This is a genomic window from Lysobacter sp. P5_C4 (assembly GCF_054049695.1).
The window spans coordinates 284814-299508 of record NZ_JBFULX010000003.1; the positions used below are offsets into that span (position 1 = coordinate 284814).

The 14695-nt window shown below is 67.6% G+C and carries 14 protein-coding genes; 11 read left to right on the forward strand and 3 right to left on the reverse strand.

Translation table 11 applies throughout. The features are described from left to right. The first annotated feature begins 11 nt into the window (after positions 1 to 11). Positions 12 to 572 carry a hypothetical protein gene (locus tag ACXJJ8_RS09315; protein ID WP_499029213.1) on the forward strand — a complete coding sequence of 187 codons (561 nt, stop codon included), beginning with the start codon at positions 12 to 14 and terminating at the stop codon, positions 570 to 572. A 16-nt stretch (positions 573 to 588) separates the two neighbouring features. On the opposite strand, the gene ACXJJ8_RS09320 is transcribed toward ACXJJ8_RS09315, so the two are convergent. The 3 genes from ACXJJ8_RS09320 to ACXJJ8_RS09330 are packed head-to-tail and all read right to left on the reverse strand — an operon-like array spanning position 589 to position 4850. After that, positions 589 to 1794, reverse strand: coding sequence for an acetyl-CoA C-acyltransferase (locus tag ACXJJ8_RS09320; protein ID WP_499029215.1), 1206 nt, complete (start codon positions 1792 to 1794; stop codon positions 589 to 591). A gap of 5 nt (positions 1795 to 1799) precedes the next feature. Beyond that, positions 1800 to 4175, reverse strand: a complete 2376-nt coding sequence (locus ACXJJ8_RS09325) for a 3-hydroxyacyl-CoA dehydrogenase/enoyl-CoA hydratase family protein (RefSeq protein WP_499029217.1) — start codon at positions 4173 to 4175, stop codon at positions 1800 to 1802. A gap of 54 nt (positions 4176 to 4229) precedes the next feature. After that, positions 4230 to 4850 carry a TetR/AcrR family transcriptional regulator gene (locus ACXJJ8_RS09330; RefSeq protein WP_499029220.1) on the reverse strand — a complete coding sequence of 207 codons (621 nt, stop codon included), beginning with the start codon at positions 4848 to 4850 and terminating at the stop codon, positions 4230 to 4232. A gap of 284 nt (positions 4851 to 5134) precedes the next feature. On the opposite strand from ACXJJ8_RS09330, the gene ndk reads away from it, so the two are divergent. From ndk to moeB, 10 genes are all read left to right on the forward strand, one after another. Next, positions 5135 to 5560, forward strand: a complete 426-nt coding sequence (gene ndk, locus ACXJJ8_RS09335) for a nucleoside-diphosphate kinase (RefSeq protein WP_499029222.1) — start codon at positions 5135 to 5137, stop codon at positions 5558 to 5560. Positions 5561 to 5578: 18 nt separating this feature from the next. Beyond that, positions 5579 to 6745 (forward strand): dual-specificity RNA methyltransferase RlmN, encoded by a 1167-nt coding sequence (gene rlmN, locus ACXJJ8_RS09340; RefSeq protein WP_499029589.1) that lies wholly within the window; start codon positions 5579 to 5581, stop codon positions 6743 to 6745. Continuing rightward, positions 6732 to 7550 carry a type IV pilus biogenesis/stability protein PilW gene (pilW, locus tag ACXJJ8_RS09345; protein ID WP_499029224.1) on the forward strand — a complete coding sequence of 273 codons (819 nt, stop codon included), beginning with the start codon at positions 6732 to 6734 and terminating at the stop codon, positions 7548 to 7550. Before rlmN ends, pilW begins: the two co-directional genes overlap by 14 nt. Continuing rightward, positions 7547 to 8374 (forward strand): RodZ domain-containing protein, encoded by an 828-nt coding sequence (locus tag ACXJJ8_RS09350; RefSeq protein ID WP_499029226.1) that lies wholly within the window; start codon positions 7547 to 7549, stop codon positions 8372 to 8374. Before pilW ends, ACXJJ8_RS09350 begins: the two co-directional genes overlap by 4 nt. A 96-nt stretch (positions 8375 to 8470) precedes the next feature. Beyond that, positions 8471 to 9109, forward strand: coding sequence for a YfgM family protein (locus ACXJJ8_RS09355; protein ID WP_499029228.1), 639 nt, complete (start codon positions 8471 to 8473; stop codon positions 9107 to 9109). Further along, a complete protein-coding gene (gene bamB, locus ACXJJ8_RS09360) occupies positions 9109 to 10311 on the forward strand; it encodes an outer membrane protein assembly factor BamB (RefSeq protein ID WP_499029230.1) in 1203 nt (400 codons plus the stop codon). Before ACXJJ8_RS09355 ends, bamB begins: the two co-directional genes overlap by 1 nt. Before the next feature lie 8 nt (positions 10312 to 10319). Beyond that, complete coding sequence (gene der, locus ACXJJ8_RS09365; protein WP_499029233.1) at positions 10320 to 11720, forward strand: ribosome biogenesis GTPase Der; 1401 nt, start codon at positions 10320 to 10322, stop codon at positions 11718 to 11720. 8 nt (positions 11721 to 11728) lie between these two features. After that, positions 11729 to 12295: a molybdenum cofactor guanylyltransferase gene (gene mobA / locus ACXJJ8_RS09370; RefSeq protein ID WP_499029235.1), complete on the forward strand. Its 567-nt coding sequence runs from the start codon at positions 11729 to 11731 to the stop codon at positions 12293 to 12295. Between the two features lies 1 nt (position 12296). Beyond that, positions 12297 to 13514, forward strand: coding sequence for a molybdopterin molybdotransferase MoeA (locus tag ACXJJ8_RS09375; RefSeq protein WP_499029238.1), 1218 nt, complete (start codon positions 12297 to 12299; stop codon positions 13512 to 13514). 23 nt (positions 13515 to 13537) lie between these two features. Beyond that, complete coding sequence (gene moeB / locus ACXJJ8_RS09380; protein ID WP_499029240.1) at positions 13538 to 14665, forward strand: molybdopterin-synthase adenylyltransferase MoeB; 1128 nt, start codon at positions 13538 to 13540, stop codon at positions 14663 to 14665. Positions 14666 to 14695: the final 30 nt, after the last annotated feature.

The following is a 14695-nucleotide window of genomic DNA, read 5'->3' on the forward strand; positions in this document are numbered from 1 at the left end:
GGCAACGTGCGATGCCCGCTCCGTTGCCCGCTTCACCCATCGGCGATGTGCTGATCGCGATCGCGCAGATCGGCGTCGCGCTGGCGGGCTTTTCCGGTTTGATCGCGGCCATCCGCACGACGGCGCCGGAAGGCTGGCATCCGCGCGATCCCTGGTCGCTGTCGTGGATGCTCGCCACGAGCATCGGTGCGCTGCTGCTGGCCTTGCTGCCGTTGTGGCTCGGCCTGTTTCCCTGGACCACCGATCGCGTTTATCGCATCGCCTGCGGCGCGACCTGCGTCTACACCGGCGTGCTCGTCATCGTCCGCGCCATTGCGGGTCGGCGCCTGACGCGCGCCGGTTATCCGCCGCGCGTGCCGTATTTTCCGCTCACGCTGACCTGCCTGCTGACGCTGGCGGCGATCGCCGGCGGGCTCGGTGCGTTCGGCCAACTGGGCGGGGCGATCGTGCCGGTGTTCGCCGGCTGCCTGTTCATCCTGCTGCTCGCCTCGGTGCTGGTGCTCGCGATCTTCCTGATACTGCTCGCGCGGTCGTTCGACAATGCGCCACGCGACGAACGGCCCGACAAGTAGCCGGGCCGCGTCCGCCTCACACCGCTTCGAAAATCCCCGCCGCACCCATGCCGGTGCCGATGCACATCGTCACCAGGCCGTATTTCTGCTTGCGACGATGCAGCCCGTGCACGATGGTCGCGGTGCGCACCGCGCCGGTCGCACCGAGCGGATGGCCGAGCGCGATCGCGCCGCCGAGCGGATTGACCTTCGCCGGATCCAGTTTCGAATCGCGGATCACCGCGAGCGCCTGCGCGGCGAAGGCTTCGTTGAGTTCGATCCAGTCGATCGCATCGATCGACAGGCCCGCTTGCGCCAGGGCCTTGGGAATCGCCGCGATCGGGCCGATGCCCATCACTTCGGGGCGCACGCCGGCAACGCTGAAGCTGCGGAATTTCGCCAGCGGCGTCAGGCCGTAATCCTTGATCGCCTGTTCGGAGGCGAGCAACACGGCAGCCGCACCATCGCTCATCTGCGAACTGTTGCCCGCGGTGACGCTGCCGCCGAACTGGCCGTTGCGGAACACCGGCCTGAGCTTGGCGAGGCCTTCGAGCGAGGTATCGGGGCGCGGGCCTTCATCGAGTTTCACGATGCGGCGCACTTCCTGGATGAGGTTGCCGTCGGGCAGGTGCGAGATGACTTCATACGGCGAGATCTCCGCATCGAATTCGCCGGCCTGGATCGCCGCGAGCGCCTTCTGGTGCGAAGCGAGCGCGAATGCGTCCTGGTCTTCGCGCGAGACCTTCCATTCTTCGGCGACCTTCTCCGCGGTGATGCCCATGCCGTAGGCAATGGCGACGTTTTCGCCGCCCTGGGCGAACACCGACGGGCTCAGCGCCACCTTGTTGCCCATCATCGGCACCATCGACATCGACTCGGTGCCGCCGGCGAGCATCAGGTCCGCATGGCCGAGGCGGATCTGGTCGGCGGCCAACGCGACCGCCTGCAAACCCGACGAACAAAAACGATTGATGGTCTGCGCGGCGATCGTGTTCGGCAGGCCCGCGAGCAAGGCGCCGATGCGCGCGACGTTCATGCCTTGCTCGCCCTCGGGCATCGCGCAGCCGATGATGACATCGCCGATGCGCGCGGCATCGATGCCCGGCGCCTGCGCGACGGCGCTGCGCAGCACGTGCGCGAGCATGTCGTCGGGGCGGGTATTGCGGAACACGCCGCGCGGGGCCTTGCCCACGGGCGTGCGCGTGGCGGCGACGATGTACGCTTCCTGTACTTGCTTGGTCATGTCAGTCAGTTCCTGAGCGGCTTGCCGGTCTTGAGCATGTGCGCGATGCGTTCCTGCGTCTTCGGCATCTGCGCCAGCGCCACGAAGTGTTCGCGTTCCAGGCGGAGCAGCCATGCCTCGTCGACCAGCGTGCCGCGGTCGACGGCGCCGCCGCAGAGCACGGTGGCGATGCGCGTCGCGATTTCGAAATCGTGCGGCGAGATGAAGCGGCCTTCGAGCATGTTGACGAGCATCATCTTGAACGTCGCGATGCCGACATCGCCCGCGACCTGGATGCGACGCGCCGGCAACGGCGGGCGATACCCGGAATCGGCGAGCGCACGCGCCTGCGCGCGCGCGACGTCGAGCAGTTCGAAGGCGTTGAAGACCACGCCATCGTTTTCGCGCGCCAGCTTCAACTGTTTGGCTTCGAACGCGGAGGTGGACACCTTGCCCATCGCCACCGATTCGAAGCCCGTCTTCAACTGCGCGAAGACATCACCGCCGGGACCCGCGGCTTCCGACGCGCGCAAGGCGAGTTCCTTCAGGCCGCCGCCCGCCGGCAACAGGCCGACGCCTGCTTCGACGAGGCCGACATAACTCTCGAGCGCGAACACGCTGCGCGCGGCATGCATCTGGAATTCGCAACCGCCGCCGAGGGCCAGGCCGCGCACCGCGGCAACGACCGGCACGAGCGAATACTTGATGCGCTGGCTGGTGGCCTGGAAGTTGCCGACCATGCCCTCGAAGCCCTTGACGTCGCCGGCCTGCAACAGGCCCAGCGCGCCGGCAAGGTCGGCGCCGGCGGAGAAGGGCTCCTTCGGTTGCCAGATCACCAGGCCCCGGAAATCGCGTTCGGCGATCGCGATCGCTTCCTGCAATCCGTCGAGCACGAAATTGTTGACCGTCTGCAGCTTGGTCTTGAAGCCGACCACCGCGATGTCGTCTCCTTCGTCGACCCACATGCGCACGCCGTCGTTCTCGAACACGGTGCGGCCCTGCGAGAACTTCTCGCCGAGCACCGGATCGGGGAACCGCTGGCGCTGGTACACCGGATTGGACGAGCGCGGCACCATCGCATTGCGGGCGGGGCTGTAGCTGCCGGCGGGGCCGTGCACGCCGTCGCGGCCGTCGAACACCCAGTCGGGCAACGGCGCATTCGCCATGGCCTGGTTACCGACGATGTCGTCGGCGATCCATTGCGCCACTTGCTTCCATCCCGCGGCCTGCCAGGTTTCGAACGGACCGAGCGACCAGCCGTAGCCCCAGCGGATCGCGAGGTCCACGTCGCGCGCAGTGTCGGCGATGTCGGCCAGGTGATAGGCGGTGTAGTGGAAGGTGTCGCGGAAGCAGGCCCACAGGAATTGCGCCTGCGGATGTTCGCTTGCACGCAGCGCGGCGAATTTCTTCGCGGGGTCGCGCTCCTTCAACAACTCGGCGACGGAAGGATCCAGTTCGCCCGCGCTTGCCCGGTAATCCTGCTGCGCCAGATCGACGACGAGGATGTCCTTGCCGCGCTTGGTGTAGAAGCCCGCGCCGGTCTTCTGGCCCAGCGCGCCCTTGGCGACCAGTGCCTGCAGCCATGCAGGCGCGGCGAAGTATTGGTGCCACGGATCATTCGGCAGCGTGTCGGCCATCGTCTTGATGACGTGCGCCATCGTGTCCAGGCCGACGACGTCCGCGGTGCGGTAAGTCGCCGACTTCGGACGACCGATCGCCGGACCGGTCAGCGCATCCACGGTGTCGAACCCGAGACCCAGTCGCTGCGTGTGGTGCATCGCGGCCAGCATCGAGAACACGCCGATGCGGTTGCCGATGAAGTTCGGCGTGTCCTTCGCAATGACCACGCCCTTACCTAGCGTGGTGACGAGGAAGGTTTCGAGCGCTTCGAGGATGTCCGGATCGGTCGTTTGCGCGGGAATCAATTCGGCCAGGTGCATGTAGCGCGGCGGATTGAAGAAATGCACGCCGCAGAAACGGTGGCGCAGGGCTTCGGGCAGCACGCCGGCCAACGCATTGATGCCCAGGCCCGAGGTGTTGCTGGCGAGCACCGCGTGTTCGGGCACGAAGTCGGCGATCTTGCGGTACAGGTCCTGCTTCCAGTCCATGCGTTCGGCGATCGCTTCGATCACCAGGTCGCAGCCGCGCAGCAGTTCCAGGCCGGTGTCGTAGTTCGCCGGCACGATGCTTTCGGCAAGCGCCTTGTCGGCGAGCGGAGCAGGGGAGAGCTTGCCGAGGTTGGCGATGGCCTTGATCGCGACGCCGTCGGGCGGGCCTTCCTTCGAGGGCAGGTCGAACAGCACCGTATCCACGCCGGCATTGGTCAGGTGGGCGGCGATTTGCGCGCCCATGACCCCGGCGCCGAGCACGGCCGCCCGGCGTACAAGCAATTTCTTCGACATGTTGCGTAAGCCCATGAAAGGGAAAAAGAAATGAGGTCGAGTTAAAGCAATGTCTCAGCTTTTGAAACCGGCCGCGGCGAAGCGGATCAATTCCTCCGCCACGTGCTGTCGATGGGCGGCTTCGGAAACACCCGAGGGCCGCTTGATCAGTCCGAAATCGGCCATCGCATAGGTCAGGGCACCCGACAGGAAATCCAGCCGCCAATACAGCGTTTCCTTCGTCAGGCCGGGCATGCAGGCCGCAATGGCCTTCGCGAATTCGCGCAGCACGTGCCCGTACTGGTCGGACAGGAACTTGCGCAGGCCGTCGTTCTTCTCGGCGTAGGCGCGGGCGATGACGCGGATGAACGCGCCGCCGCCGTGGCGGTCCTGCGCCATGGCCAGCGCGGGTTCGACGAAGGCGGCCAGGATCGGTTCGAGCGCGCCCGGATGCGCCTTCATCGCGGCCTTCAGCGCGTCGATGCGATGCGCGCTCATGTCGTCCATGCGGCGTCGGAACACCTCGTTGACGAGGTTCTCCTTGCTGCCGAAATGGTAGTTCACGGCCGCGATGTTGACGTCCGCACGGCTGGTCACCTGGCGCAACGAAGTGCCGGCGAATCCGTACTGGGCGAAGAGTTCTTCGGCGGCGCCGAGGATCCGGTCCTTGGTGGAGAAGTGCACGGTGGTCGGCATGGCACGGGTCCTCTGCGGGCGATTCGGTCCACTGGTTCAAGCGCTTGGTTCAAGCGCACGGTTCAAACGCTTGTTCGATCCTAGTCCGTACGCCAACGTATCGTCAAACGGCGCGGACGCACCTGCCGCTCACCGGAGGTTGTGTTCCACGCGTGCAAGTGAAGCGTTCACCGGCTAGAATCGCTGCCAGCCATATCGGCTAAACCCGCGTTCCGTCGCGGGTTTTTCTGTTATCCTCGGGCTCGCGCGAAAGTCGCGAGCCCGCCTGCCCGGAGAGTTTCGAAATGGCGCTGGAGCGCACCCTGTCGATCATCAAGCCCGATGCCGTTGCCAAGAACGTCATCGGCGAAATCTATTCCCGCTTCGAGAAGAACGGCCTGAAGGTCGTCGCCGCGAAAATGAAGCACCTGTCGAAGCAGGAAGCCGAAGGGTTTTATGCCGTGCACCGCGAGCGTCCGTTCTTCGGCGCGCTGGTGAACTTCATGATCTCCGGCCCGGTCATGATCCAGGCGCTCGAAGGCGACAACGCGGTGCAGAAGAACCGCGACCTGATGGGCGCCACCAATCCGAAGGACGCCGCCGCGGGCACGATCCGCGCCGACTTCGCCGACTCGATCGACGCCAACGCCGTGCACGGTTCGGATTCGCTCGAGAACGCCGCGAACGAAATCGCGTTCTTCTTCCCCGCCACCGACGTCTGCGCGCGCTGAGCGCCTGACTGACAGGTCATCGAAAGCAACGCAGTGAACGCGATCGCCACCAAGCAGAACCTCCTCGAGCTCGACCGCGAGGGCCTGGAAGACTTCTTCGCCGACACCCTCGGCGAGAAGCGTTTCCGCGCGCACCAGGTGATGAAGTGGATCCACCATCGCTACGTCACGGATTTTGCGGAGATGACCGACCTGGGCAAGGCGCTGCGCGCCAAGCTCGAGGACGCGGCGGAAATCGTCGTGCCGAAGGTGCAATTCGAAAAGCCTTCGGCCGACGGCACGCACAAGTGGCTGCTCGGCATGGATGGCGGCAACGCCATCGAGGCGGTGTTCATTCCCGACAAGGGCCGCGGCACGCTGTGCGTGTCCTCGCAGGTCGGCTGCGCGCTCAACTGCCAGTTCTGTTCCACCGCAACGCAGGGGTTCAACCGCAATCTTTCCACCGCCGAAATCATCGGGCAGGTGTGGGTCGCGGCGCGCCACCTCGGCAACGTCCCGCACCATCAGCGCAAGCTCACCAACGTGGTGATGATGGGCATGGGCGAGCCGCTGATGAACTTCGACAACGTCGTGCGCGCGATGAACGTCATGCGCGACGACCTGGGCTTCGGCCTGGCCAACAAGCGCGTCACCCTGTCGACCGCGGGCATGGTCCCGATGATCGACAAGCTGGGGCAGGTGAGCGACGTCTCGCTGGCCATCTCGCTGCACGCACCGAACGACGATCTGCGCAGCGAGCTGGTGCCACTCAACAAGAAGTACCCGATCGCCGAGCTTCTTGATTCGGCCGCGCGTTACGCGATGCGCAAGAAGGGCACGTCGATCACCTTCGAATACACGCTGATGAAGGGCGTCAACGACCAGCCGCAGCATGCGAAGCAGTTGGCGCGCCTGATGCACAAATTCGACAATGCCGTGCAGATGAAGGACGCGGCCAAGGTCAACCTCATTCCGTTCAATCCCTTCCCGGGCACGCGCTTCGAGCGTTCGCCGGAAGAGGACATCCGCGCGTTCCAGAAAACCTTGCAGGAAGCGCGCGTGCTGGCGACGGTGCGGCGCACCCGCGGCGACGACATCGACGCTGCATGCGGCCAGTTGAAGGGGCAGGTGCTCGACCGGACCCGGCGGCAGGCCGAGTTCCGCAAGCACCTGGCCGAACAGGGGATCGGCGATGCGGCGGCCTGAGGTCGTCGCGGTCGCACTCCTGGTGGCCCTTGCGGGGGCGGGTTGTTCGCGCGTCGCCTTCATGAAGACCGACACCTCGCGCGGCAACTTCGAGGAATCCAACGCACCGGTCGTCGTGCACGAAACGCCCGAGGCCCGCAATCGCACGCAGGCGCGCAATTCGCTCGGGCTGTCGGAAGAACGCCTGCGCACCGGCGACCTCGTCGCCGCCGAAAAGTACGCGCGCCAGGCGCTCCAGAGCGATCCGAACTCGGTCGGCGCGTACACGCTGCTGGCGGTGATCGCCGAGCAGCAGGGCCAGTCGGCGCAGGCCGGCCAGAACTACAAGCGTGCCTCCGAACTCGCGCCCACCGACGGCCGCACCCTCAACAATTACGGCACGTGGCTGTGCATGAACGGCCAGCCGCAGGCCTCGCTCGACTGGTTCGACCGCGCGATGCAGGCGCCCGGCTACGGAACACCCGCGGCCGCGCTGGCCAACTCCGGCAGCTGCTCGCTCGATGCCGGCGACGCCGTGCGCGCCGACCGCGACCTGCGCCAGGCCGTGGCGCTCGCCCCGGAAAATCCGGTCGCGCTGGCTGCGCTGGCGAAGCTGCAGTTCCGGTCCGGCCACTATCTCGAAGCGCGCGCTTTCTCCGAGCGCCGACTGGCGGCTGCCGCGGCGGACGCCGATGCGCTAATACTTGCGTCACAGATCGAAGACAAACTCGGCGACAGTGCTGCAGCGGCACGATACGTTCGCCGCCTGAGGGAGGAATTCCCCGGCACTGCGCAGGGGAACGCGGGGGGATCGAAGTCGCCATGACCAGCGAACACGAACACGCCTACGCATCCGGCGGAGAGCCCGGTGTCGGCGAACGTTTGCGCAAGGCACGCATCAACGCGGGCCTGACGATCGACGAGGTCTCCGCGAGACTCAAGATGCCCCATCGCGTCGTCGAGGCGATGGAAGCCGAAGACTGGAAGCGCCTCGGCGCACCGGTCTACGTGCGCGGCCAGTTGCGCAGCTATTCGCGCCTGCTCGGGTTGGTGACCTCCACCACGCTCGCCGCGTCGGGCGTCGCGCCGATCGAACCCACGCCCATCGTCGCGCGCAGCTACACGCCGCGGATGACGCGATGGTTCGAGCAGGGCAAGCGCCGTCTGGTCTACATCATCCTCACTGCCGCGCTCGTCGTGCCCGCGTGGCTGGCGACCAAGCCGCACATCATGGGCCGCACGGATCCGGCGACGGTGCAGTCGCTCGATGCGCCCGCCGCCGGTGCGCCGCTGGCCGGCGACGTCGACGCGCCCGCGCCCGTCGTGAACGAACCCACCGTCGTCGCTTCGATGACGCCCAATCTTTCGCCGCGCCCGGTGGCGAAATCCGCGCTCGCGCTGCGCCTGACGGGCGACAGCTGGGTGCAGGTGCAGTCCCCGGATGGCCGCACGATCGAGAAGGGCCTGCTTCCGGCGGGTACCACGCGTTCCTATGCCGCGGGCGAAGTCGGCCGCGTCACGCTGGGCAATGCATCGGCGGTGGTGGTGCAGCAGGGCGATCGTTCGCAGGACCTGACGCCCTTCCGCCGCGCGAACGTCGCGCGCTTTACGGTATCCTCTGACGGCTCCCTGGCGCCGGTCGGCGACTGACCCACGCGCTTCCAGGGCCCGCATGCGGGGCAGGCGTGACGCGTCCCGCGCTCGCGCGCGTCCGCATCCCCCGATAGCAACAGTCCAAGGTCCAGCATGGTCGACCATTTGCTCGATGAGCACGAACAAAGCGAACGCGTCCGCGGTTGGTTGCGCCAGAATGGCGCGGGCCTCATCGCGGGCATAGCCCTCGGCCTGGCCGTCATCGGCGGCTGGAACTGGTGGCAGAACCATCAGGCCGGGGAACGCGCACGGATGGGTGCGCAGTACTCGCAGGTCGTCGATGCCATCGCCGCGCACGACCTGAAAAAGGCGGCCGCCGAAAACGTGGCGCTCTCCAGGTCCGACACCGAATACGCCGCGCTCGCCGCGATGCAGTTGGCGCGCGCGCAGGTGGAGAAGGGCGAGCGCGACGCCGCCATCGCCACGCTCAAGGGCGTGCACGCGAAGGATCCGGCGATGATGGCCGTCGTGCATTCGCGCCTTGCGCGCCTGTACCTCGACGGCGGCAAGCCGCAGGACGCACTCGCGCTGCTGGGCGACAAGCCCGAAGGCGCCGCGGCGATCGAAGCGCGCGGCGATGCGCTCTTCGCGCTCGGCCGCACCGATGACGCACGCGCCGCCTACACGCAGGCGCTCGCCAAACTCGACGTCGCCACCCCGGCGCGTCGCCTCGTCGAACTCAAGCTCATCCAGGTCGGCGGTAGCCCGGCCCGGCCGGAGGCCAGCATCTGATGTCTTCGCATTCCCGCATCGTTTCGCGCGCAGCGCTCGTCCTGGCGTGCGTGTTCGTCCTCGGCGGCTGCACCACCATCAAGGGGTGGTTCGGCGGCAAGGACGACAAGAAGGCCGCAGAGCCGGCTGAACTCACCGACATCACGGCGACCGCCAAGGTCGCGAAGATGTGGTCGGTCGGCGCCGGCAAGGGCGAAGGCAAGATCGGCGTGCGCCAGGGCCCGGCAGTCGCCGACGGCAAGGTGTACGTGGCTGCGGTCAAGGGCGGCGTGAGCGCGCTCGACCTGCAGACCGGCGCCGTGCAGTGGACCTACAAGCCGGCCGAAGTCGAAGACAAGCCCGACGTGCGCCTGTCCGGCGGTCCCGGCGTGGGCGGCGGCGTGGTCGCCGTTGGTGGCCTCGACGGCGAAGTGATCGCGCTCGATGCCGCGACCGGCACCGAGAAGTGGAAGGGCAAAGTCGGCGCCGAAGTCATCGCCGCGCCGACCGTCGGCGACGGCCTGGTGCTCGTGCACAGCAATGACGGTCGCGTGACCGCGTTCGACGCCGAAACCGGTGCGCGCCGCTGGTTCTGGCAACGCGACCTGCCGGCGCTCACCGTGCGCGGCAACGATGCGGTGTTGCTCGGCCCCGGTTTCGTGTTCGTCGGCAACGACGATGGCACCGTCGCCGCGCTTTCGGCCACCGACGGTCGCCTGCTGTGGGAACAGGCCGTCGCGCAGAACGAAGGCCGCAGCGAACTCGACCGCCTGGCCGATGTCGACGGCACGCCCGTCCTCGACGGCACGACGATCTACGCGACGAGCTTCAAGAAGGAGACCATCGCGCTCGACGGCCCGACGGGTCGTCCGATCTGGCAGCGCGAGAACGGCGGTTCCGGCCGCCCGGGCAACGCGCCCGACCGCATCGTCGTGGCCGATCCGGCCGGCACCGTGTGGGCCATCGACAAGGCCACCGGTAGCGCGCTGTGGTCGCAGCCCGCGCTCGCACGCCGCAAGGTGACGGGCGTGGCGGTGCAGGGCGATTACGCCGTGGTCGCCGACTACGACGGTTACGTGCACTGGCTGCGCCTGTCCGACGGTGCGTTCGCCGCGCGTGCGCGCGCCGGTGGCGATCCGGTGAAGGCTGCGCCCGTCGTGTCCGACGGCGTCCTGCTCATCCAGAACACCGACGGCGAAGTCACCGCTTTCCGTCTGCAGTAAGGGTCAAAATGCTTCCCCTCGTCGCGCTGGTAGGTCGTCCGAACGTCGGGAAGTCGACGCTGTTCAATGCGTTGACGCGCTCGCGCGATGCCCTCGTGCACGACGAGCCCGGCGTCACGCGCGATCGCAATTACGGCGTGTGCCGCCTGGATCCCGAGCGCCCGTTCGTGCTCGTGGATACCGGCGGCATCGCCGGCATCGAGGAAGGCCTCGCCGGCGCCACCGCGCGCCAGTCGCGTTCGGCGGCCGAAGAAGCCGACCTGATCCTCTTCATCGTCGACGGCCGCGAAGGCGCATCGTCGATCGACGACGAGATCCTTGCGTGGCTGCGCAAGGTCGACACGCCGACCTTCCTCGTCGTCAACAAGATCGATGGCCTGGATCCGCAGACGGCGCTCGCGGAATTCGCGCGTTACGGCTTCAAGGACGTGCTCGCCACCTCTTCGGCGCACAAGACGGGCATCGACACCCTGCTCGCGCGTGCGCTGGCCGTGCTCCCAGCTGACGGCGACACGCAGATCCTAGACGACGATCCCGAACGCATGCGCGTGGCCTTCGTCGGCCGCCCGAACGTCGGCAAGTCCACGCTGGTCAACCGCATCCTCGGCGAGGAGCGGATGATCGCCTCCGACGTGCCGGGCACGACGCGCGATTCGATCGCCGTCGACCTGGAGCGCGACGGACGCAAATACCGCCTGATCGACACCGCCGGCCTGCGCCGCAAGGGGCGCGTGGAAGAAGCCGTCGAGAAGTTCTCGATCGTCAAGACGCTGCAGGCGATCGAACACTGCCAGGTCGCGGTGATCATGCTCGACGCCGTCGAAGGCGTGACCGAGCAGGACGCCAGCGTGCTCGGCGCGGTGCTCGACGCCGGCCGCGCGCTGGTCGTGGCGGTCAACAAGTGGGACGGCCTGAGCGACTACCAGCGCCAGCAGAACGAAGCGCTGCTCTCGCGCAAACTCGCGTTCGTCGAGTGGGCCGAAGCGGTGCGCATCTCCGCGCTGCATGGCTCGGGCCTGCGCGAGTTGTTCAAGGCGGTGCATCGCGCACACGGCTCGGCCACGCGCAAGTTCACCACCGCCGAAATCACGAAGGCGATGGAGATCGCGTACGAGACCAACCCGCCGCCGGTGGTGCGCGGGCACGTCGCGAAGCTGCGTTACACGCACCCGGGCGGCGAAAATCCGCCGACCTTCATCGTGCACGGCACGCGCTTGCGCACCTTGTCGGATTCGTACCGCCGCTACCTGGAAAACTTCTTTCGCAAGCGGTTCAAGCTCGTGGGCACGCCGATCCGCTTCATCTTCCGGGAAGGCGAAAACCCCTACAAGGACAAGCCCAAGAACGCGCTCACCGAACGTCAGGTCGCGAAGAAGCGCCGCCTGATGCGGCACGTCAAGGGCAAGTAAGGGCCGGCGTGATCGCGCCGCGGGACATCGCGCTCGGGATCCTCGCCGGTGGCCGCGGCACGCGACTGGGTGGCATCGACAAAGCCTGGATCATGCGCGGCGGCATCGCGCAGGTGCAGCGCCTGGCGCATCGGTTCGAACGCGAAGTGTCGCAAACCCTCGTCAGCGCGAATCGCGATTTCGAACGTTACGAAGCACTCGACCTGACGCCGGTTCCGGATCGCACGCCCGATCTCGGTCCGATCGGCGGCCTCGACGCGCTGGCGCACGCGTGTACGAGGCTGTGGTTGCTCACGCTTCCGGTCGACGTCGTGTTCGTGAACGACTGTTTGATCCCCACGCTGGCCAGCGCGGGCGGGCAGGGCGCGAGCATCGAAGACGAAGATGGCCCGCAGCCGTTGGTGGCGTTGTGGAATGTCGAATCGCTTCGCAACGTGGCGCTGGCGATCGACGACCGTTCCGTCCAATCCCTGCAGCAACGGCTCGCGATGCCGCGCATTCGCCTGCCCGGCGTCCGCCTCGGCAACCTCAACACGCCGGACGATCTCGTCGCGGCCCACGCCCATCTACCCTGACATGCGCGGCGACTTCCCGACGCAACTCACGTTCGACCAGGCGCAGGCAATTGTCGACGCCGCTGCGGCCGAACATCGCCTGCCCACCGAACGCCTCGCCCTCGCGCGCACGCACCAGCGCATCCTCGCGCAGGATCTCATCGCGCCGATCCCGCTGCCGCCGTTCGACAACAGCGCGATGGACGGCTACGCGATACGCCATGTCGACGTGGCGCAAGGCGAAAGCACGCTGCAACTGGTCGGCGAACAATTCGCCGGCCGCGCGCTCGACCTGTCCCTGGATGCCGGCCAATGCATCCGCATCACCACCGGCGCGCCCATGCCGCGCGGCGCCGATACCGTCGCCATCCGCGAAGTCGTTCGTGTCGAAGGCGAGCGCATCACGGTGCCCGCCGACATCCGCGCCGGCGCCAACGTGCGGCATGCAGGCGAAGACGTGCAGGTCGGCGACGCCGTGCTCGCGCCGGGCCTGGTCCTGACGCCTGCGCGCGTGGCCACCGCCGCGTCGCTCGGCATCGACCAGCTCGCGGTGTCCGCGCGCCCGACCGTCGCGGTTTTCACCACGGGCGACGAACTCGTGCCGCCGGGCATGCCGCTGGCACCGGGCCAGATCCACGACAGCAACCGCGAGTTGCTGATGGGCCTGTTGCGCGCCGATGGCCTGGAACCCACCGCGTGGCCCACCTTGCCCGACGATCCGGAACGCATCGCGTCGATGCTGCGCGATGCCGCATCGAGTTTCGACGTGGTGATCACCTGCGGCGCGGTCTCGGCGGGCGAGAAGGACCACGTGCCCGCGCTGCTGGAGGCGCACGGCCGCATCCGGTTCTGGAAGGTGCGCATGAAGCCGGGGATGCCCTTGCTGTTCGGCGACCTGGAACGCGCGCGATTCCTGGGATTGCCCGGCAATCCGGTGTCGGTCTTCGCCACCTACGCGACGCTCGGCCGCCGCCTGCTCGACGGGCTGCAAGGACGTACCGAAGCGCGCCGCCGCTTCCGCGCACGCCTCACGGCGCCGATCCAGAAGGCGCACGCCCGCCGTGAATTCGTCCGCGGCCACCTCGAAGTCGGCGAAGACGGCACGCTCCATGTCCTTCCCGACGCCGCCACCGGCTCCCACCGCCTGCGCGCGGCCGCGATGGCCGACGCCCTGATCGTCGTTCCGGAAGGAACGCAACAGCTTTCCATCGGCGATGTCGTCGACGTGCTGCCGTATTAACGCCCCGGCCGGATAATCCCCCGATGGCCGTCCACGAACGCACCCCCGCCGAAGCATTCGCGCGCCAGCAAGCCGGCGCGCTCCTGGTCGATGTGCGCGACGCACACGAACGCGCACTCGGCACCGCGCACGGGGCACGCGGCATCGCACGCGCGGAGCTCGAAACCGACCCGTCGGCGCACCTGCCCGACACGGGCGCCGAAATCCTGCTGATCTGCCAGGGCGGCCGTCGTTCGCAATTCGCCGCCGACGCGTTGGCCGCACGCGGTTACACGAACCTCGCTTCCGTCATCGGCGGCACGCTCGCGTGGTCCGCCGCGGGCCTGCCGATGGATGCCCCCGAACTCGACGACGACTTCAGCGATCGCTATTCGCGTCATCTGCGTTTGCCCGAAGTCGGCCTGGCCGGGCAGAAGCGCCTGGAAGCCGCCACGGTCCTGGTGATCGGCGCCGGCGGACTCGGTTCGCCCGTCGCGTATTACCTCGCGGCCGCGGGCGTCGGCACGCTGCGCATCGCCGACGACGACGTGGTGGAGCGCAGCAATTTGCAGCGGCAGATCCTGCACACCGATGCGCGCATCGGTGCTTCGAAAGTGGAGAGTGCGCGGGCGACACTGCGCGCGCTCAATCCGCGTACCCGCATCGAGGCCATCGCCGAACGCGTGACCTCGGACAATGTCGAGCGCATCGTCGAAGGCGTCGATGTCGTCGTCGACGGCGCCGACAACTTCGCCGCGCGCTACCTGCTCAACGATGCGTGCGTGAAACTCGCCAAGCCACTGGTGTACGGCGCGGTACATCGCTTCGAAGGGCAGGTGGGCGTGTTCGATGCCGGGCGGCATCGCGGCTCCGCGCCGTGTTATCGCTGCCTGTTCCCGGAACCCCCGCCGCCGGAAGCCGCGCCCAACTGCGCCGAAGCCGGCGTGCTCGGCGTGGTGCCGGGGCTGATCGGATTGTTGCAGGCCACCGAGGCGATCAAGCTGATTCTCGGCATCGGCACGCCGCTGACGGGCCGCCTGTTGCACGTCGATACGCTGGGCCTGCGCTTCCGCGAAACCCGCCTGGCGCCCGACCCCGATTGCCCCGTGTGTCCGCCCGGGCGTGATTTTCCCGGTTACATCGACTATGCGAGGTTCTGCGCAGGGGGCTGACGAGCGGCCCCGCGACGGCACCCGGGGGTG

Bases quoted from the DNA above. Each gene is read 5' to 3' on its own strand.
- ACXJJ8_RS09315 (WP_499029213.1), top strand. From the start codon at position 12: ATGCCCGCTCCGTTGCCCGCTTCACCCATCGGCGATGTGCTGATCGCG.
- ACXJJ8_RS09320 (WP_499029215.1), bottom strand. From the start codon at position 1,794: ATGACCAAGCAAGTACAGGAAGCGTACATCGTCGCCGCCACGCGCACG.
- ACXJJ8_RS09325 (WP_499029217.1), bottom strand. From the start codon at position 4,175: ATGTCGAAGAAATTGCTTGTACGCCGGGCGGCCGTGCTCGGCGCCGGG.
- ACXJJ8_RS09330 (WP_499029220.1), bottom strand. From the start codon at position 4,850: ATGCCGACCACCGTGCACTTCTCCACCAAGGACCGGATCCTCGGCGCC.
- ndk (WP_499029222.1), top strand. From the start codon at position 5,135: ATGGCGCTGGAGCGCACCCTGTCGATCATCAAGCCCGATGCCGTTGCC.
- pilW (WP_499029224.1), top strand. From the start codon at position 6,732: ATGCGGCGGCCTGAGGTCGTCGCGGTCGCACTCCTGGTGGCCCTTGCG.
- ACXJJ8_RS09350 (WP_499029226.1), top strand. From the start codon at position 7,547: ATGACCAGCGAACACGAACACGCCTACGCATCCGGCGGAGAGCCCGGT.
- ACXJJ8_RS09355 (WP_499029228.1), top strand. From the start codon at position 8,471: ATGGTCGACCATTTGCTCGATGAGCACGAACAAAGCGAACGCGTCCGC.
- bamB (WP_499029230.1), top strand. From the start codon at position 9,109: ATGTCTTCGCATTCCCGCATCGTTTCGCGCGCAGCGCTCGTCCTGGCG.
- der (WP_499029233.1), top strand. From the start codon at position 10,320: ATGCTTCCCCTCGTCGCGCTGGTAGGTCGTCCGAACGTCGGGAAGTCG.
- ACXJJ8_RS09375 (WP_499029238.1), top strand. From the start codon at position 12,297: ATGCGCGGCGACTTCCCGACGCAACTCACGTTCGACCAGGCGCAGGCA.
- moeB (WP_499029240.1), top strand. From the start codon at position 13,538: ATGGCCGTCCACGAACGCACCCCCGCCGAAGCATTCGCGCGCCAGCAA.